Raw genomic sequence first — 18,613 nt, 5'->3', positions numbered from 1 at the left:
CGGTGGCGGCCACCGCGACGCCGGCCGCCAGTCCGGCGGCGAAGGCCGGGCCGGTGCCCGCGCCGGCGGCCTGCACCGCGGCAAAGGCCGCCCAGGCCAGCAGCCACGCGGCCACGGCCGGCAGCGGCCAGGGCAGTCGCGGAGTGCTCAGGGTGGACATGCGGGCAGTGTGCGGCGCCTCGCGTGGCGGCAAGCGCCGGAGAAACGGGGCAATGCCGGCCCAGAAAAGAAAAGCGGCGGACCCTGCCGGGATCCGCCGCCGAATGCACAGGAGCCTGTGCCAGGAGGAGACAACGCAATGAAGCCGGTTGAAAGCTGTATCGGCCGCCGGCGCGCCGGCTCGAGCGGCGCCGGCGTGACGGAATGCTTCAGTGCGCCAGTTCGCCTTCGCCGTGGCAGCCGGCGAGCTGCAGGCCGCCGGCCTTGCCCTTGCCGGCGCGCGCCGGCGGGTTGCACAGGCCGCAGACGTAGTGGCGCGCGATCTCGTGCGGGTGGGTGACGTAGTGGCCGCCGCACTTGCTGCAGGCGGTCATCGTCAGCATGCCGTTGTCGACGAACTTCACCAGGCGCCAGGCGCGCGTCACCGACAGCAGCGGCTCCAGGCCCTGGGCCTGCATCTGCTCCAGGTACAGCTGGTAGGCCTTGATGACGACGTCGATCTCGTCGAGGACCGAGACCTTGTTCAGGTACTCGTGGATGTTCAGGAACAGGCTCGAATGGATGTTCGGCTGCCAGGTCATGAACCAGTCGGTGGAGAACGGCAGCTGGCCCTTGCTGGGACTCTTGCCGGAGACCTCCTTGTACAGGCGCAGCAGGCGCTCGTAGCTCAGGTCGGTCTCGCTTTCCAGCACCTGCAGCCGCGCGCCGAGGTTGATCAGCGTGACCGCGCGCTCGATCTGCTTGGCTTCGGTCAGGATGCTCTTGTTGCGGGCCATGGTCGTTTCTCCGTTGTCTTCATCAAGCTACTGGCGCGGATCCGGCTCCGCCGGTCCGTCGCCAGGCGCCCTTGCAGGGCGCGCCGGGCCAGTGTCCCGGCCCTTCGTCCGGCACGCACGGTCCACTGGACCGTCCGTGTCCGGTCTCAGCCCTCGGGGGGCAGCGACCGGGAGGGAGCTTGGGGGCTCGTTATGCGGCTTCTTGATGGCGCCCGGCCATCAGGATGGAGGCGTGCAGGCGCGAGACGCCGTCGTTGGCCGAGCTCTTGCCGTGGCTGGTGAGCAGGCTCCAGACGATGTCGTCGTCCATGCGGAAGCGGCACAGCAGCGTGTTGCCGCCGGCGATCTTCATCATCTGCGCCGGGGTCAGCGTGGCGATCAGCGTCGCGGTCTCCTCGCTGACGCCCAGGCGGTACAGGGCCTGCTCGCGGTCGGTGCGGATGAGGCTCTGGGCCAGCATCAGGTACGAGAGGTTGGCTTCGCGGATTTCGGCAAGGATCTGGTCGGCGTTCATCTCGGGGCTCCTGTGTGTCGGGGTGCGACGGGTGTGATACGAACTGTATGGATCGGAGATGGGCGGCAACATCGGGCTACTTCCGTCGCTTGAGTCCCGGTTTTTCCATGGGTCGTGTCAGGCAAATTCCTACAAGCCGACGGCGTGGCGTCCGGTCCGGCCGGGCGCCGGGGCCCGGCGGCGGCGGTGGCCGCGGCGTGCAACTGAACCCGGATCACCCCGCTGCTCGACGCATTCGTGGCGCCGGACTGCCGGCAACATCGCACCATGCAATCCGACCGTTCCTCCTCTCGCGAGCCGCTGGTGTCCACGAGGCCCGTGGTGCCCCCCCCTGCCGGGCCGGTGCCGCACGCGCCGTCCGCGGAGGCGCTCGGCCTGTGCGCGGCCCGGCTGCCCGCCGGCCGCAGCCTGCTGCTGGTCGACGTCGACACCCGTCTGGCCGAGGCCTGGCAGGCCCGCCATCCCGACGGCCGCTGGCAGCGCCTGGACGCCGCGGAGATCGTGTCGGCGCCGGCCTGCGCGGCGGACCTCGTCGTGCTCGCGCTGCCGGCACAGCCGGCGGCCTGCACCGGCCTGCTGGCCGGCCTGGCGCGCCATGCGGCGCCGGGCGCGCAGCTGTTCGTGCTCGCGCCCAACGCGGCGCACTGGTCGCAGCTCGAACGCACGCTGAGCGCCGACCTCGACGACGAACGGGCGGCCGGGCCGCACCACGGCGGCGGCTGGTCGTACGCCGCGCTGTACCGGCGCCTGATGGACGAGGGCTGGATGCCCGAGCTGCTCGACGCCACGCGCGACGAGCCGCCGTCGGGCGCCCTTGCCGAGGCGGTGGCGGCGCTGGCCGCCAGCCTGCGCATGCCGCCGCTCACCGCGCTGCGCAACCTCGGCCAGCGCGAGCTGCTGGTGAAAGCCGAGCGCCGCTTCGACGGCCAGCCGGTGCGCGCCGGCCGGGCGCGTTTCGCCGTCGTCGTGCCGGTCACGCGGCCGCGCCAGCTGCAGCTCAACGTGCTCCAGTCCCCGGGCCTGCGCGAGGTCGACGCCGAGGTCGTCACCTGCGAAGGTGCGGCCTCGCCGGCCGCGGCACTCGCGGCCGCCGCCGCCCGCTGCGCCGACGCCGACTGGGTGCTGCTGTGCCACCAGGACGTCTACTTCCCGAGCGGCTTCGGCGCCCGGCTGGGCGCCGTGCTCGACGCGATCCCGCCGGCCGAGCGCCGGACCACGCTGCTCGGCTTCGCCGGCATCGCCGTCAACGACAGCGCCGACGGCACTCGGCCGGCCGGCTTCGTGATCGACCGCCAGCACCGCTTCGACCACCCCGAGGGCGAGCGCGCGCTGTCGATCGACGAGCTGGCGATCGTGGTCGCGCGCGACTCGGTGCACACCATCGACCCGGCGCTGGGCTGGCACCTGTGGGCCACCGACCTGTGCCTGACGGCGGTCTGCACCCACCGCGTGTTCCCGCGCATCGTGCGGCTGCCGCTGTTCCACAACTCGCTCAACGACTACCGGCTGCCCGAGGAGTTCAAGGCCTCGGCACGGGTGCTGCGCGCCAAGCACGCCGGCTTCGGGCCGATCCCGACGCTGTGCGGGACGATCGACGCGGCGTTCTGCGGCGCCGCCGACAGCGCACCGCCCCCGCCGGCCGACGAGACCCCGGACGCGCGCGCCGAGGGCGCGAACCTGATGCTCGACGGCGTCGACCGCAAGGTCCACGAGCTGCTCGCGCGCGGCGAGGACGACGCCGCGCTGGCCCAGATCATCGCCGGCGTGCACCGGACCTACACCCGCCCCGAGTACGCCGCCGGCCCGCTGTACGTCCCGCAGCTGGACCGTCACCTGGAGACCCTGGCGGCGCGCCACGCACGCGCGCTGCCGCCCGGCCCGCGCCGCGGCACGCTGCTGATCGCGACCGAGCTGTACGAGCTCGGCGGCCACTCGCGCGTGCTGGCCGACGTGGCCCGGGTCGTCGACCACCCGCTCGTCGTCGTCACCGACCTGTTCGAGCGCACCGCGCAGGACCCGGACGCCACCGCGCGGCTGGAGCGCCAGTTCGCGCCGGCCCCCTTCGTCGTGCTGCCGCCCGGCACGCCGCTGCAGAAGGTGCAGAACCTGCAGCGCCTGATCGAGGCGATGCGGCCGGCGGCGATCGGCCACTTCGCCCACCACCAGGACCCGCTGCCCTTCGTCGCCGCGCCGCGCGCCGGCGGCCCGCGGCAGGTGCTCGTGCACCACGGCGACCACAACGCGGGGCTGGGCCACACCCTGCCCGGCCTGCGCCACGTCGACTGCTCCGGCGCGATGCAGCAGCACTGCAGCAGCCACCTCGGCGTCGAGGCCGAGCTGCTGCCGCTGTTCGTGGAAGACCTGGGGATGCGGCGCTTCGCCGCCGTCGTCGGCCCGGACTGCTCGGTCGTCACCTCGGGCCACCCGGCCAAGTTCCGGCGCGACGGGCCGCTGGCGCTGCAGGCCCTGGTCTGCGCCGCGCTGCAGGCGGTGCGGGGGAGCTTCTTCCACATCGGGCCGCTCGACGACGCCTGGATCGCGGCGGTGCGGGCGCAGCTGCGGCAGCACGGGCTCGACCCGGCGCGCTTCGTGCCGCTGGGGCTCGTGCCTTCGCTCTGGCAGACGCTGCGCGATCTCGGCGACGCCGCCGTCTACCTCGGCTCCGCGCCGACGGGCGGCGGCCGGGCGGCGATCGAGGCCCAGGGCTGCGGCTACCCGGTCGTGTTCCACGACGCGCACGACGGCCACGCCGTGCTCGGCAACACCAGCGTCTACGCCAGCCCGACGCTCGGCTGGGCGACGCTGCCCGAGCTGCAGCAGGCCATCGGCCGCGCCGTCGACGGACACGCCGAACTGAGCCGCGCGGCTCGCGCGCACTACGAGGAGAGCTACTCTCGCCCGGTGTTCGAGGCCGCCGTGCGCCGCATCTTCGGCGGCTGAGACCGGGCGCCCCGATGCGCCGGCATCGGGGCCGCCGCCGGCACAAAAGAGAGCAAACGATGCAACCAGGCTCCACGCAAGATCCCGCCCCCCTGCCCTGGCTGACACGCCTGCAGGCGCTGTTCGACCAGAAGTACAGGCTCTCGCGCGCGCTCGTCGGCCGCGCGATGGACGGCTTCGGCGCCGAGTGGGCCGCCGACTTCGAGTCGGTGCTCGAGACCTTCTGCGCCGACGACGAGGCGCTGCAGGCGGCCGTCAAGGGCTACGTCGCGTTCGCGATGGACTCGATGCGCCGGCAGAAGGCCTTCGAGGCCAGCGGCGCGTATCCCGTCAAGTCCTACGCGCAGGCCGCCGACGAGGTCTACCTCAACGACGCGCACATGATGCAGGAGTACCTGCCGGGCCTGCTGCTGTCGCACTTCCTCTGGCCGCACCACTATCGGCAGCTGCGCTTCTTCGACACGGCCTTCGTGGCGCCGATGGCGCTCGGCGCGCAGCCGCGCTTCGCGGAGGTCGGCGTCGGCACGGCGCTCTACTCGCGCCGCCTCCTGTCGCGCGTGGCCCGGGCCACCGGCGCCGGCTACGACATCAGCCCGTCGTCTTGCCGCTTCGCCGAGCGCCACCTGGCGGCCGCCGGTCTGGATCAGCGCTACACGATGCACCAGCACGACGTGCTCGACGGCGGCCTCGATCCCGTGCCCTGGCTGGTCTGCGTCGAGGTGCTGGAACACCTGGAGCGCCCCGTCGAGTTCCTGCGCGCGCTGCGCGCCGGCCTCGCCCCGGGCGGCAAGGCCTTCATCACCGCCGCGCTCAACGCCGCGCACGCCGACCACATCTACCTCTACCGCAGCGGCGAGGAGGTCCTGGCGCATCTCCACGCGGCGGGCTTCGTGCTGGAGCAGTCCTTCGTCGCCACCGCCCACGCCCCCGCCTCGGCGGGTGCGCCGGTGCCGGCGGCCGCCGCCTTCGTCGTCTGCTGAACCCCGACCATGACGTCCAACGAGGAACACTGCACCCTGCACGGCGAGTTCGTCGACCTGCGCCCGCTGCGGCCCGAGGACGCCGCGCTCACCCTGGCCTGGCGCCAGGGCGAACGCGCCGCCCTGCTGCATCGCGGCGCGACGACCGTCGACGAACAGCGCCGCTGGATCGCCAGCCGCCCGGCGTCGGAGTACAACTTCGTCATCCAGACCAAGCAGCAGGTGCCGATCGGCATGCTCTCGCTCAGCGGCATCGACCCGGTGAACCGGGTCGGCGAGCCGGGCCGCTTCCTGATCGGCGACGAACAGGCCGCCGCCGGGCTGCCGGCCGCCGCCGAGGCCATGAAGCTGCTCTACGAGCTGGCCTTCGATCGGCTGCGGCTGCGCCGCGTCTGGGGCACCGTCGTGTCGGAGAACCGGCGCATGATCAAGTGGCAGACCTACCTGGGCATGGTCCAGGAGGGGCGCCTGCGCCAGCACCTGTTCATCGACGGCCGGCTGCAGGACGCGGTGGTCTTCGGCCTGCTCGAAAACGAGTACCGCGAGGTCACGCGCCCCAGGCTCGAATCGCTCATCGCAGCCGCCCGGCTGCCTCTTGCACCGTCCGTCTCTCCGGAGTGAACCATGGCCAGCCAAGCCGAAGTCATCGAACTCATCTACCGAGCCCTGCGCAGCCTGAACGAGGAGCTGGCCGCGGACAAGCGCGTCGCGCTGGCCCCGGACACGCGCCTGTTCGGCGCCGACGCCTCGCTCGACTCGCTGTCGCTGGTGTCGGTCATCGTCGACGTCGAGACGGCGGTGGCCGACGAGCTCGGCCGCACGGTCAGCCTGACCGACGACACCGCGATGAGCCAGCCGGTCTCGCCGTTCTCCAGCGTGACGACGCTGGCCGACTACATCGTCGGGCAGCTGTCGCGGGGTTGATCGGGCGATGAGCGCAGGCAAGTACGAGGGCCGCACCGTGCTCGTCACCGGCAGCAGCCGCGGCGTCGGCGCGCTGCTGACGCGCCACTTCCTGGACGAAGGCGCGAAGGTCGTCGGCGTGTCCCGGGGGGCCGCCACCTGCGGGCACGAGCGCTATCAGCACCGCCAGGCCGACATCGCCGACACGGACGCGGTGCAGCAGCTGTTCGCCGCGCTGCGCCGCTCGGGCACGGCGATCGACATCGTGATCAACAACGCCGCCGTGCTGACCTCGCAGTACGCGCTCGTGATGCCGGCCTCGGCCGCCCGCTCGATGGTCGAGCTGAACCTGCTCGCACCGTTCATGGTGGCCCGCGAGGCGGCGAAGATGATGCGCAAGACCAAGTGGGGGCGCATCATCAACATCAGCTCGATGGCCGTCGCCCTGGAGCCCGAGGGCGACTCGGTCTACGCGGCCTGCAAGGCCGGGCTGACGACGCTGTCCAACGTGCTCGCCCGGGAGTTGGCGGCCTTCAACGTCACCTGCAACACGCTGGGCATCACGGCGATCGAGAGCGACATGCTGCGCCAGCTGCCGCGCGACAAGATCGACGCCGTGGTGGCGCGCCTGCCGCTGCCGCGCTACGCGAGCTTCGAGGACATCGCCAACGTCGTCGATTTCTTCGCATCCGAGCGCAGCGGCTACGTCACCGCGCAGACGCTCTATCTCGGCGGGGTGCACTGAGGTGAGCATCGCCGTCGCGGTGGCGGGCTCGGCCGGCCGTGTCTGGACCCTGGCCAACGGGGTCTTCCCGTCCAACTGCTACCTGCACGCCACCGACGTGCCGGGCGAGTGCATCCTGGTCGATCCCGGCCTGGACGCAGAGCGCATCGAGCAGGCGCTGTCCGCGCTGGCGCTGACACCACGCGCCGTGGTCTGCACCCACGGCCACTTCGACCACGCCGGCTCGGCCGCCCACTTCCAGGAGCGCCACGGCTGCCCGGTCTACCTGCACGAGCGCGACCTGCGCACGCTCGGCGCGTCGAACTTCCTGCTGATGGCGTTCAGGATCCCGGCGCGCGTGCGCCAGCCACGCCCCGAGCGGGTGGACGACGGCACGCCGGCGCTGGACATCGGCGGGCTGGCCGTGCGCTGGCACCCGGTGCCCGGCCACACTCCCGGCAGCTGCGCGATCGAGATCGGCAAGGCACTGTTCACCGGCGACACCCTGTACGCGCGCGGCGTCGGCCTGGCCGGCCTGCCGGGCGAGGACGCCACGCAGCTGCGCCGGTCCGTCCGGTCGATCCTGGACGGCTTTGACGACGACACGCTGATCCTGCCCGGCCACGGGGAGTCGGCCACGCTCGGCTGGATCCGCGACCACAACGACGCGCTGCGGGGCTTCCTGGAGCCCGCGCCCTGCACGCCCGCATCCTCATCATGAACACGAGCACCAGCACGCCCGGCGGCGTCGCCATCATCGGCGTCGGCCACCACCTTGCGGACCACGTGGAGAGCAACGAGGAGCTCTGCCGCGGCCTGGACGTCAGCCCCGAGTGGATCGTCGAGAAGACCGGCATCGTGCGCCGCCATCTGGCGGCCCCGGGCGACACGGCCAGCGCCTTCGCCGGGCAGGCCGCGCGGCGCGCGCTGGCGATGGCCGGCATCGACGCGTCGGAGGTGGACATCATCATCGCCTGCACCTTCTCGGGCGACTACCTCTTCCCGCCGCTGTCGGCCAAGCTGCACCAGGACCTGGGCGCCAAGGGGGCCCAGGTCTACGACCTGCAGGCCAACTGCAGCGGCGTCGTGTCCGGGCTCACGGCGGCGTCCGACCGCATGTTCCGCGACCCGTCGGTGCGCCACGCGCTGGTCGTCGGCGTCGAGCTGTGCTCGCGCTACGTCGACCGCGGCGACGTCAACACCGCGATCTACCTGAGCGACGGCGCCGGCGCCGTCGTGCTCGGCCGCTGCGACGCCGCGCACGGCATCCTGTCCTCGGCGTTCTTCACCGACAGCTCCAACTACGAGTCGGTGCGCCTGCGTGGCGGCGGCTCGAGCTTCCCGTCGCTCGGCCGCGAGCGCGACCCCTCGGTCGACGCGATGGAGATGAACGGCCTGGCGACCTGGAAGCAGGCGATCACGCACCTGCCGACGGTGATCCGCAGCGCCTGCGACAAGGCCGGCAAGAGCCCCCGGGACGTCGACTTCTTCGTCTTCCACCAGGCCAACCTGCGCCTGATCGAGTACATCGTGCGCAAGATGGGCGCCGGGCTGGAGCGCACCTACACCAACGTGCAGGAGATCGGGAACACGGGCTCGGCGTCGATCGCGATCGCGCTCAGCGAGGCCGTGCACAAGGGCCTGCTGAAGCCGAACGACCTGCTGGTGCTGGCCGGCGTCGGCGCGGGCTTCAACTTCGCGGCCAGCCTCTGGCGCTGGCTGCCCCGCCACCTGGAGACGGCGTCATGAGCGCGTTCCTCGATTTCGACACGCTGAAGGTCGGCGACTGCCGGCAGCTGGTCAAGACCATCACCGAACAGGACATCCGCCGCTTCGTCGAGCTGACCGGCGACGACAACCCGCTGCACGTCGACCGCGCGTTCGCCCGCGAGACGGCGTTCAAGGACATCGTCGTGCACGGGATGCTCGGCGCCTCGTTCATCTCGACGGTGATCGGCACCAAGCTGCCCGGCCCCGGCGCGCTGTGGGTGAGCCAGGCGATGGAGTTCCTGCTGCCGGTGCGGCTGGGCGACGAGCTGACGGTGACCTGCACGGTGCTGAAGAAGCACGAGCGCGAGCGCCTGCTGGAGCTGGAGACGCGCATCGTCAACCAGCACGGGCAGGCGGTGCTGCAGGGCCAGGGCAAGGTGAAGATGCTGCTGCAGCGCCCGGCCGCCGCGGCCGCGCGCCCGCGCGGCGAACCGAGCCGCGTCGCGCTGGTGACCGGCGGCGCCGGCGGCATCGGCGAGGCGATCTGCCGCCGCCTCGCGCAGGACGGCCACGCCGTCGTGATCAACTACCAGGGCAGCCGCGAGCGCGCGAACGCGATCGCCGCCGACATCGTCGCCGCCGGCGGCCGGGCGCTGGCGGTGCAGGCCGACGTCTCCGACGCCGCCGGCGTCGAGCACCTGCTGGCGCAGGCGCGACGCCACTACGGCACGGTCGGCGTGCTGGTCAACAACGCCTCGCCGCGCATCCAGGCCAAGGCGCTGGCCGACACCGACTGGACCGACCTGCAGCACCACCTCGACGTGCAGGTCAAGGGCGCGTTCCTGCTGAGCAAGCTCTGCGCCGCCGACATGGCCGCCGACGGCGCCGGCCGCATCGTCAACATCACCTCGCAGGTGACCGAGGGCACGCCGGCGCTGCACTGGACCGCCTACGCGGTGGCCAAGGCGGCGCTGGCGATGCTGTCGCGCAACCTGGCGGCCGAGCTCGGCCCGCGCGGCGTGACGGTCAACTGCGTCGCCCCCGGCATGACCGAGACCGGCCTGATCGGCGACATCGCCGAGAAGCAGCAGCTGATGATCGCGCGGCAGACGCCGCTGCGCCGCCTGGCCGTGCCGGAGGACGTCGCCGCGGCCGTGGCCTATCTGGTGTCCGACGACGCCCGCCACGTCACGGGGCACACCCTGGACGTCAACGGCGGCATGGTGATGTCGTGAGCGACGCCGCGGCCTTCATCGAGCTGCTGCGCACGCCCGGCACGACGCTGGCGCGAACCATCGCCGCCGTCGACGGGCTGGAGAGGCTCGAGCCCGCCCGGCGCGTCACGCGCATCGGCATCTCCTCGAACGTCAGCGCCGACCTGCTCGCGCTGTTCCTGCGCAAGCACGCGCTGCTCGCCGGCGCGCGGGCCGAGCTGCAGGTCGGCCACCACGACGACGCCCTGGGCGACGTCGAGCGCTTCGTGCAGGCCGGCGTCGAGCACATGGTGCTGCTGCCGTTCTTCGACAACCTGCTGCCCGCCTTCGAGCGCCAGATCGAGCTGCTGGAACCCGAGGCCATCGACGCCCGGGAGGCCGACCTGCGCGCCCGCCTGCGGCTGGTGTTCGAGAAGGCCGGCAGGCTCAAGCGGCTCTACGCCTGCAGCTTCGTGCGCTGCACGCCGGCCGTCGACACCGGGGCGCCAGACGCGGTGGCACGGGTGCTCGACCGGTTCAACGACATGCTGCGCCACGAGGCGGCGGCGTTCGCGAACGTGCGCGTCATCGACGCCGGCGCCGTCGTCCAGCGCATCGGCACCGCGGCCGCCTTCGACATGCGCTTCTACCTGCGCAGCACGGCGCCCTTCGCCACGCCCTTCCTCGACGAGCTGGCGCGGCGCATCGTCGCCGCGGCGCGCGGCTTCGACGCCCACTTCTACAAGGCGCTGGTGCTGGACTGCGACAACACGCTGTGGGGCGGCATCGTCGGCGAGGACCAGCTCGACGGCATCCGGCTCGACCCGCACCACTACCCCGGCCGCGTGTTCTGGCAGGCGCAGCAGACCTTCCGCGCCCTCGAGCGGCAGGGCGTGCTGCTGTGCCTGTGCAGCAAGAACAACGCGGCCGACGTCGACGAGGTGCTCGATCGCCACCCGTTCGCCGTGCTGCGCCGCGAGCACATCGCCGCGCGCCGCGTCGACTGGACCGACAAGGTCAGCAACCTGCAGTCGATCGCGCGCGAGCTCAACATCGGCCTGGACAGCATGGTGTTCGTCGACGACTCGGACTTCGAGTGCAGCGCGGTGCGCAGCGCCCTGCCCGAGCTGCGGGTGATGCAGGTGCCCAAGTCGCTGACCGACTACCCGCGCCTGCTCGACGAGCTGCGCGAGCTGTTCCTGGCCGGCGGCGTCACCGCCGAGAGCCGCTCCAAGACCGCGCAGTACCGGCAGCGCGAACAGGCCGAGGCGGCGCGCGCGGACTTCGAGACGCACGAGCAGTACCTCGCCTCGCTGGACCTGCAGGTGCGGATCTCGCGCGACGACGTGGCCAGCGTCGCCCGCATCAGCGAGCTGACGCTCAAGTCCAACCAGTTCAACCTCACCACGCCGCGGCTGTCGCCGGCGCAGGTCCGCGAACGCATCGACAGCCCGGCGTCGACGGTGTACGCGCTGGAGGTCGGCGACCGCTTCGGCAACGCCGGCCTGACCGGCGTCGTGCTGGTCTCGTGGGAGGCCGAGACGGCCCGGATCGAGGCCTTCCTGATGAGCTGCCGCGTCATCGGCCGCGGCATCGAGTTCAGCATCTGGCCGGCGCTGGCCGACGACGCGCGGCGGCGCGGCTGCCGCTTCATCGCCGCCGAGTACCGCCCGAGCGCGAAGAACGCCCAGGTGGCCGACTTCTACGACCGGCTCGGCCTGACACGGGTCGGCGAGGACGACGGCACACGCCGCTACCGCGCCGAGCTCGACCGCTTCAACCCCTCTCCCATCGACTGGATCAAGGTCTGCCCATGACAACCGAAGACACGCTGAAGAACGTGATGGCCGCCGTGCTGGGCATCGCGGCGGAGTCGATCGACGACGACACCAGCATGGACACCGTGGCGACGTGGGACTCCATCCAGCACATGAACCTGGTGCTGGCGATCGAGGAGGAGTTCGGCGTCGGCATCCCCGACGAGGACGCGGCGAACATCACCTCCTACCCGCTGATCCGGCTGGTGCTGCTCGAGCAGCTGAAGGACCGGCCGTGACGCTGGACTGGCTGCTCGAGCGCTTCGCCGGCGCGCCCGACGGGCTCGCCTTCGTGCACGAGGGCCGCTCGGTGCGCTACGGCGAGCTGCTGCGGCAGGTGGCCGCGTTCGAGCAGCGCCTGGCCCGCGAGGGCGTGCACGCCGGGCAGCGCGTCGTCGTGCTCGGCGACTACACGCCCGAGGCCTTCGCCCTGCTGCTGGCGCTGGCGCGCAACGGCAACGTCGTCATCCCGCTGACGCGCGAGTCGGTCGTCGAGCTGTCGGCTGCGCTGTCGGTCTCGGGCTGCGAGTGGATCTTCGAGTTCGCCGCCGGCGCCGTGGAGCCGACGCTGACCTGGTCGCCGGTCGAGGTCGACAACACGACGATGCGCGAGTTCATCGCCGGCGGCGCACCGGGCCTGGTGTTCTTCTCGTCGGGCTCGACCGGCCGGCCCAAGGGCATCCTGCACGACCTCGGCCGCGTGGCGGGCAAGTTCGTGAAGCCGCGCTCGCCGGTGGTGGCCGTGCCGTTCCTGATGTTCGACCACTTCGGCGGCTTCAACACCATCCTGGCCATCACCTCGAGCCTGGGCACGGTGGTCAGCGTCGCCGAGCGCAGCGTCGCCAGCGTCTGCGCGGCGATCGAGACGTACCGCGTCACGCTGCTGCCGACCACGCCCTCGTTCCTGAACCTGCTGCTGGCGGCCCGGGCGCACGAGGCCTACGACCTGTCGTCGCTGCAGCGCATCAGCTACGGCACCGAGGTCATGCCGCAGGCCACGCTGGACCGCCTGGCCCGCGCGCTGCCGAACGTCGTGCTGCAGCAGACCTACGGCCTGTCCGAGGTGGGCGTGCTGGCGTCCAAGTCGCGCGGCGACGGCTCGCTGTGGATGCGCATCGGCGGCGAGGGCTTCGAGACCAAGGTCGTCGACGGCATCCTGTGGATCCGGTCCGAGTACTCGATGGTCGGCTACCTCAACGCGGCGTCGAACTTCGACGCCGACGGCTGGTTCAACACCCAGGACAAGGTCGAGGTCGACGGCGACTACTTCCGCATCCTCGGCCGCGTGACCGACCTGATCAACGTCGGCGGGCAGAAGGTCTACCCGACCGAGATCGAGGAGGTCATCATGACGCTGCCGAACATCGTCGACGTCGCCGTCTTCGCCGAGGCCAACCCGCTGCTGGGCCAGATGATCGTGGCCCGGGTGGTGCTGGCGCAGCCGGAGCCGGTGGACGGCGTGAAGAGCCGCATCCGCCAGGCCTGCCGGGCGGCGCTGGCGGCCTACAAGGTGCCGGCCAAGGTGGTGATCGCGACCGAACCGATCCACACCGCACGCCACAAGAAGAGCCGCCGGGCCGACCCGGCCCGCTGAGCGCCCCGTCGTCGCCCCACCGGGAGGACCCATGCCTCTGTCTGACTGCAAGCTGATCTCGCTGCCGAAGGTCCAGGACCCGCGCGGCAACCTGACCTTCATCGAGGGCCAGAGCCACGTCCCGTTCGAGATCAAGCGTGTCTTCTACCTCTACGACATCCCCACCGGCGAGGACCGCGGGGCGCACGCGCACAAGGAGCTGCACCAGTTCCTGATCTGCCTGTCCGGGAGTTTCGACGTCTCGCTCGACGACGGCGTGTCCAAGCAGGTGGTCCACCTCAACCGGCCCTGGATCGGCCTGCACATCCCGCCGATGATCTGGGCGTCGGAGATCAACTTCGACCCCGGTTCGGTCTGCCTGGTGCTGGCCTCGACGCCGTACAACGAGGCCGACTACTACCGCGACTACCAACAGTTCCTGGACGCGGTCCGGCGCCAGCGCACGTCATGACCAAGTTCCTCGACCTCGGCACGATCAACCTGCGCCAGCGGCAGGCGTTCCACGACGCGCTGGACCGGGTGCTGGACTCGGGCTGGTACGTGCTCGGGCAGGAAGTCGAATCCTTCGAGCGGGAGTTCGCCGCGCTGTGCGGCGCGCGCCACTGCGTCGGCGTCGGCAACGGCCTGGACGCGCTGATCCTGGTGCTGCGCGCCTGGGGCATCGGCCCCGGCGACGAGGTGATCGTGCCGGCCAACACCTACATCGCGACCTGGCTGGCCGTGACGCACACCGGCGCGACGCCGGTCCCCGTCGAGCCGACGGCCGGCGGCTACAACCTCGACCCGGCGCTGCTGCGCCCGGCCATCACCGCCCGGACCCGCGCCATCCTCCCGGTGCACCTGTACGGCGAACCCGCCGACATGGACCCGATCATGGCAATCGCGAAGGCGCACGGACTGAAGGTGCTCGAGGACGCGGCCCAGGCCCACGGCGCGCGGCGGCAAGGCCGCCGGGTCGGCACGCTGGGCGACGCCGCGGGGTTCAGCTTCTACCCCGGCAAGAACCTCGGGGCGCTGGGCGACGGCGGGGCCGTGACGACCGACGACGACGCGCTGGCGGACCGGCTGCGCACGCTGCGCAACTACGGCTCGCGGCTCAAGTACCACAACGAGGTCGCCGGCTTCAACTCGAGACTCGACGAGCTCCAGGCCGCCTTCCTGCGGGCCAAGCTGCCGCTGCTCGACGGCGACAACGCGCACCGCCGCGAGATCGCCGGCTGCTACCTGGACGGGCTGCGCGGACTCCCCGGCCTGGAGTTGCCCGCCGCGGCGGCCGGGACCGAGCCGGTCTGGCATCTGTTCGTCGTGCGCCATGCGCGGCGCGACGCGCTGGCGGCGCGGCTGGCCGCTGCGGGCATCGGCACGATGATCCACTACCCGGTGGCGCCGCACCTGCAGCCGGCCTACGCCCACCTGGGGCTGGCGGCCGGGCGCTTCCCGCGTTCCGAGGCCCTGCACGCGCAGGTGCTGAGCCTGCCGATCGGGCCGACGCAGGATCTGGCGCAGACCCGCGAGGTCATCGCCGTGCTGCGCCGCGCCTGCACCGAGCTCGACGCGGCGGCCTGAGCCCGGCACGGCGACCGGGGCGGCGCGAGCGCCGCCCCGCGGGGCTCACGACGACGCGGGGCCTTCGCCGGCCGCTGCGGGCGCGACCGGCTCGTCGTCCGGCAGGTGCACCCCGGCGGCCATCGTCAGCGCGACCATGCGCTCGCGCGGCGTCGTCCGGATCTTGCGCAGCACCACGCGCATGAACGCCGCCTGCTCGCGCTGGCAGGGCTGGACCCTGGCGTCCAGCCAGCTCGACGCGGCGACCTCGAAGCGGTGGTCGACCCAGCCCAGATACCAGAACCAGTCGGTGTAGTAGATCCACGAGTTCTCGTTCATCGCGCGCACGTGCGTCGGGTCCTGCCAGGCGGTCAGGGCGCGCTCGTGCGGCACCTCGATGTGGAACTCGCCGCCCTCCTTCAGCAGGCGCAGGCAGTTGCTCATCAGCGCCGGCAGGTCGCCGACGTGCTCGAGCACGTTGTTCGCGTCGATGCGATCGACGCTGTCGGCGGCCAGCACCAGCGGCCCGACGGTGGGCGAGTCGGCGTGCAGCGGCAGCTCCAGCGCGCCGGACAGGTCCAGCAGCAGGTCGGGCTCGGCCCGCGCGAGCACGTCGACGTTGAGCCAGCCGGGCCGGTAGTCCTTGCCGGAGCCGATGTGGATGCGCTCCGGCGCCCAGGGCTCGGCCGGGCGGCACTCGTGGTGGGTGCCGACGAAACCCTCGGCGAAACCCAGCGCGGCGGCGTAGGCGCCCAGCGGATCGGCCGCCTCGAAACGCTGCAGCGCCGCGCGCGTGACGTCGTAGTAGGCCGGCGTCGCGAAGTCCTCGCTGAAGAACTGGACGAGCTCGTTCTCGTCCTGCAGCCAGATCACGCAGTCCTCGAAGGCCTCGTCGGGCCGGGTGTCCGGGGTGCGTTCGGAGATCACCGGCGTGCCCAGCGACAGGCAGTGGGCGACGCGGACCTGCTCGAAGCGGGCGCTGTCGTAGAAGTGGCAGTTCAGCACCGCCTTGGCCTGGCGGATGTAGTGGTCGCGCTCCTCGCCGTAGAGCGCGCTGTCGAACACCGTCACCGTCCAGCCCAGGGCCTCGATGCGGTCGATCATCGCCTTGCGGCGGTCGTTCATGCTGCCGAAGAACAGCAGGTCGATCGGCCGCTCCTCGAGCGGCAGCGGCACCGCCGGCGCGAGATAGGGCGCGTGCCAGAACGGCACCACCGGCACCTCGTCGGGAACCTGCGCGTAGGCCGCGACGTTGTCGGCGTCGTAGTCGACGACGGCGTTGGCGGCGAGCAGCTTCAGGTACTCCGGGCGCACCGAGGCGCCGCGGTCGCCGAGCTGCTCGAGGTTGACGAACACGCAGGCATGGCGGCGGCACAGCGAGGCGTCGAAGCCCAGGTGCGCACCGAAGACGAAGTTCACCGCGTCGTGGCGCAGCCGGTTCTTGGCGATGCTGACCTCGGCGCCGAGGCGGCGGAACTGCCAGCGGAAGTAGCGCGCCGGATCGAGCAGGCCCAGCGAGTGCACGTAGCCCAGCGGCTGGCAGATGCTCAGGTGAATCTTGGGAGGCAGGCTCATGGGCGCCTTTCAGGCCGGATCGGGGGCCGTTCGGAGGTCGACAGACGGGGGAAGACGAAGCCGGGCACGCGGCGCCGTTCAGCGCCGGCCCTCGGGGGCCGTCGCGGGCAGCGCCTGCGGCGGCAGGCCCTGGCGCTCACGCTCGGCCATGCGCAGCAGCAGCGCGTCGAAGTCGGCGGCATAGCGCGCGGTGTCGAACAGCGGCAGCGTCAGCCGCCGCTCGCGCAGGTGGCGCTGCAGCGCCTGCAGCCGCGAGCGGTCGCGGGCCAGGCCGACGGCCAGGTCCACGTAGGCGTCGCCGTCGCCGCAGACGAGCTCGTCGAGCTCGCAGGCGTGCAGCAGGCTCGCCGCCACGCGCGACGCGAAGGTCTGCCCCGGCACGGTCAGCACCGGCACGCCGGCCCACAGCGCCTCGCTGGCGGTGGTGTGGGCGTTGCAGGGCCAGGTGTCGAGGAACAGGTCGGCGCACTGCAGCCGCGCGAGGTGGTCTTCGATCGACACGCGCTTGCCGAAGACCACGCGCTCGCGCGCGATGCCGCGCGCCGCCAGCTCGGCGAGCAGGTTGCGCGGCGCCTGCCCGTTCCACTCCAGCAGCCACAGCACGCTGTCGGGCACCTGCGCCAGGATGCGCGCCCACAGGTCGAGCATCGCGGGGTTGAGCTTGTAGCTCTGGTTGAAGCAGCAGAACACCGTGGCGCCCTCGGGCAGCCCTTCCTCGCGGCGCGACGGGCACGGCGGCAGGACGCGGTTGCGGTCGTTGGGCTGGTAGGACCACGGCAGCTGCGCGATCTTCTCGCTGAAGTGCGGCGCGTGCTCGAGCGGCGTCACGACGGGGTCGCCGATGACGTAGTCGATGAAGTCCGCCCCGGTGGTGCCGGGGTAGCCCAGGAAGGCCACCTGCACCGGCGCCGGGCGGTGCGCGAGGACGGCGTAGCGCGTGTCCGCGGTGTGGCCCTTGAGGTCGACCGCGATGTCCACGCCGTCGGCGTGCATGCGCTGGGCGATCTGCTGGTCGGTCATGCTGTTGACGTCGACGAAGCGGTCGCAGGCCGCAATGACGCGCGCGCGCAGCGCCGACTGGTCGTCCGGGCTGTGGGAGTAGACCAGCACCTCGAAGCGCTCGCGGTCGCAGCGCTCGAAGAACTCGGCCATCAGCACGGCGGTGGCGTGCGAGCAGATGTCGGCCGTCAGGTAGCCGACGCGCAGGCGGCCCTCGGTGCGCACGCGCCGCCGCGGCAGCGGCGCAACGCCGCGCGCGTAGGTGGCCGAGCACAGGCGGGCGGCGTGCAGCTGCTCCTGCGGGCTGCAGTCCAGCGCCAGCAGCGGGAACACCGACAGCAGCTGCGGCGTGTCCAGGCCGATGCGGTTGAGCGCTTCGCGCAGCTGCGCGGTCTCCTCGGCGCGGCGGCTCCACTCGCAGGCGTTGCCGCTCTCGTGCGTCAGGATCGTCAGCGCCAGCGCGCGCACCGCGCCTTCGTCGAGCACGGCGGCGGTGCGCATGCACTCCGCGGCCTGCTCCGGCATGCGCAGCGCCTTGAACGCCAGGCCCATGCGGTAGTGCTCGAGCGCCGCATCCATCTTGAGCGACAGCGCGCGGAAGTAGGCCTCGATGGCCTCGTGGTGGCGCCCGGCGCGGAACAACGCGTAGCCGTGCGTCGAGTGATAGGCGTGGTCGCGCACGACACCGGCCGGCGCCGCGTCCAGGCAGGCCGCGGCATCGGCATAGCGGTGCAGCGCGGACAGGCACTGGGCGGCGGTCAGCGCGGTGATGGTGTCGTAGCCGCGGGTGCTCTTCGTGACCGCGTTGAAGGCCTGGATCGCGGCGTCGTTCTGGCCGAGCTGCAGCCGGGCGCGGCCCAGGTTGAGCCAGTACAGCGCGTCGCCGGGCGCCAGCCGGGCGGCGCGCTCGAACTCCTCCGCCGCACGCTGCCAGCGCCCGACCTTCACGGCGGCGGCACCGGCCTGCCAGTGCGTGCGGGCACGGTGATCTGAACCAGCTGTGGCATTTTTCATGGTCTGTCGGACTCCAAGCGCGGGCAGGCCGCGCACACCGCGACCCCGGCTGCACTGTAGGCAGACGCGCGTGGGCACCGTCGACGGATAAGCGCCGCCTTCCCGGGCCATCTCGCACGAGGGCGCGGGCCGCGACGGCACTCGCAGTGCGCGGCGCCGGCGGCGGCGGC

Annotated in this window: 17 protein-coding genes; 13 read left to right on the top strand and 4 right to left on the bottom strand. The window is 72.1% G+C overall.

Going from position 1 to position 18,613, the window contains the following annotated elements:
* Positions 1–368: 368 nt before the first annotated feature.
* The gene (gene flhC, locus RBXJA2T_RS13575) at positions 369–935 is read right to left on the bottom strand and encodes a flagellar transcriptional regulator FlhC (RefSeq protein WP_009857965.1); all 567 of its coding nucleotides are present in this window, start codon (positions 933–935) and stop codon (positions 369–371) included.
* A gap of 190 nt (positions 936–1,125) precedes the next feature.
* Positions 1,126–1,449: a flagellar transcriptional regulator FlhD gene (gene flhD, locus RBXJA2T_RS13570; RefSeq protein WP_009857964.1), complete on the bottom strand. Its 324-nt coding sequence runs from the start codon at positions 1,447–1,449 to the stop codon at positions 1,126–1,128.
* Positions 1,450–1,770: 321 nt separating this feature from the next.
* Between flhD and RBXJA2T_RS13565 the strand changes: the two genes are divergently transcribed.
* Genes RBXJA2T_RS13565 through RBXJA2T_RS13505 form a run of 13 tightly spaced genes read left to right on the top strand, consistent with a single transcriptional unit; the run spans position 1,771 to position 14,876 of the window.
* Positions 1,771–4,389, top strand: coding sequence for a glycosyltransferase family protein (locus RBXJA2T_RS13565; RefSeq protein WP_138938878.1), 2,619 nt, complete (start codon positions 1,771–1,773; stop codon positions 4,387–4,389).
* Positions 4,390–4,448: 59 nt separating this feature from the next.
* Positions 4,449–5,369: a class I SAM-dependent methyltransferase gene (locus RBXJA2T_RS19950; RefSeq protein ID WP_009857962.1), complete on the top strand. Its 921-nt coding sequence runs from the start codon at positions 4,449–4,451 to the stop codon at positions 5,367–5,369.
* 9 nt (positions 5,370–5,378) lie between these two features.
* Positions 5,379–5,990 (top strand): GNAT family N-acetyltransferase, encoded by a 612-nt coding sequence (locus tag RBXJA2T_RS13555; RefSeq protein ID WP_009857961.1) that lies wholly within the window; start codon positions 5,379–5,381, stop codon positions 5,988–5,990.
* 3 nt (positions 5,991–5,993) lie between these two features.
* Positions 5,994–6,293 carry a hypothetical protein gene (locus tag RBXJA2T_RS13550; protein ID WP_009857960.1) on the top strand — a complete coding sequence of 100 codons (300 nt, stop codon included), beginning with the start codon at positions 5,994–5,996 and terminating at the stop codon, positions 6,291–6,293.
* 7 nt (positions 6,294–6,300) lie between these two features.
* Positions 6,301–7,017, top strand: coding sequence for an SDR family NAD(P)-dependent oxidoreductase (locus RBXJA2T_RS13545; RefSeq protein ID WP_009857959.1), 717 nt, complete (start codon positions 6,301–6,303; stop codon positions 7,015–7,017).
* Position 7,018: 1 nt separating this feature from the next.
* Positions 7,019–7,717 (top strand): MBL fold metallo-hydrolase, encoded by a 699-nt coding sequence (locus tag RBXJA2T_RS13540; protein ID WP_009857958.1) that lies wholly within the window; start codon positions 7,019–7,021, stop codon positions 7,715–7,717.
* Positions 7,714–8,745: a 3-oxoacyl-ACP synthase III family protein gene (locus RBXJA2T_RS13535; RefSeq protein WP_009857957.1), complete on the top strand. Its 1,032-nt coding sequence runs from the start codon at positions 7,714–7,716 to the stop codon at positions 8,743–8,745. Before RBXJA2T_RS13540 ends, RBXJA2T_RS13535 begins: the two co-directional genes overlap by 4 nt.
* Positions 8,742–9,941 (top strand): SDR family oxidoreductase, encoded by a 1,200-nt coding sequence (locus RBXJA2T_RS13530; protein WP_009857956.1) that lies wholly within the window; start codon positions 8,742–8,744, stop codon positions 9,939–9,941. The genes RBXJA2T_RS13535 and RBXJA2T_RS13530 overlap by 4 nt, the downstream gene beginning before the upstream one ends.
* Positions 9,938–11,716, top strand: a complete 1,779-nt coding sequence (locus RBXJA2T_RS13525; RefSeq protein ID WP_009857955.1) for an HAD-IIIC family phosphatase — start codon at positions 9,938–9,940, stop codon at positions 11,714–11,716. Before RBXJA2T_RS13530 ends, RBXJA2T_RS13525 begins: the two co-directional genes overlap by 4 nt.
* A complete protein-coding gene (locus tag RBXJA2T_RS13520; RefSeq protein ID WP_009857954.1) occupies positions 11,713–11,955 on the top strand; it encodes an acyl carrier protein in 243 nt (80 codons plus the stop codon). Before RBXJA2T_RS13525 ends, RBXJA2T_RS13520 begins: the two co-directional genes overlap by 4 nt.
* Positions 11,952–13,310, top strand: a complete 1,359-nt coding sequence (locus tag RBXJA2T_RS13515) for an ANL family adenylate-forming protein (RefSeq protein ID WP_009857953.1) — start codon at positions 11,952–11,954, stop codon at positions 13,308–13,310. Before RBXJA2T_RS13520 ends, RBXJA2T_RS13515 begins: the two co-directional genes overlap by 4 nt.
* A gap of 31 nt (positions 13,311–13,341) precedes the next feature.
* On the top strand, positions 13,342–13,761 hold the full coding sequence (locus RBXJA2T_RS13510; protein WP_009857952.1) for a sugar 3,4-ketoisomerase: 420 nt from the start codon (positions 13,342–13,344) through the stop codon (positions 13,759–13,761).
* On the top strand, positions 13,758–14,876 hold the full coding sequence (locus RBXJA2T_RS13505; protein ID WP_009857951.1) for a DegT/DnrJ/EryC1/StrS family aminotransferase: 1,119 nt from the start codon (positions 13,758–13,760) through the stop codon (positions 14,874–14,876). Before RBXJA2T_RS13510 ends, RBXJA2T_RS13505 begins: the two co-directional genes overlap by 4 nt.
* A 45-nt stretch (positions 14,877–14,921) precedes the next feature.
* On the opposite strand, the gene RBXJA2T_RS19530 is transcribed toward RBXJA2T_RS13505, so the two are convergent.
* Both RBXJA2T_RS19530 and RBXJA2T_RS13495 read right to left on the bottom strand, forming a co-directional pair.
* Positions 14,922–16,430 carry a class I SAM-dependent methyltransferase gene (locus RBXJA2T_RS19530; RefSeq protein WP_009857950.1) on the bottom strand — a complete coding sequence of 503 codons (1,509 nt, stop codon included), beginning with the start codon at positions 16,428–16,430 and terminating at the stop codon, positions 14,922–14,924.
* Between the two features lie 78 nt (positions 16,431–16,508).
* Positions 16,509–18,443: an O-linked N-acetylglucosamine transferase, SPINDLY family protein gene (locus tag RBXJA2T_RS13495; protein WP_157998579.1), complete on the bottom strand. Its 1,935-nt coding sequence runs from the start codon at positions 18,441–18,443 to the stop codon at positions 16,509–16,511.
* Between the last annotated feature and the right edge of the window lie 170 nt (positions 18,444–18,613).

The organism is Rubrivivax benzoatilyticus JA2 = ATCC BAA-35, assembly GCF_000190375.1.
GTDB classification, from domain to species: domain Bacteria; phylum Pseudomonadota; class Gammaproteobacteria; order Burkholderiales; family Burkholderiaceae_C; genus Rubrivivax; species Rubrivivax benzoatilyticus.
The sequence above is the reverse complement of the archived record's forward strand: the minus strand, read 5'-3'. Positions and strand labels throughout refer to the sequence as shown.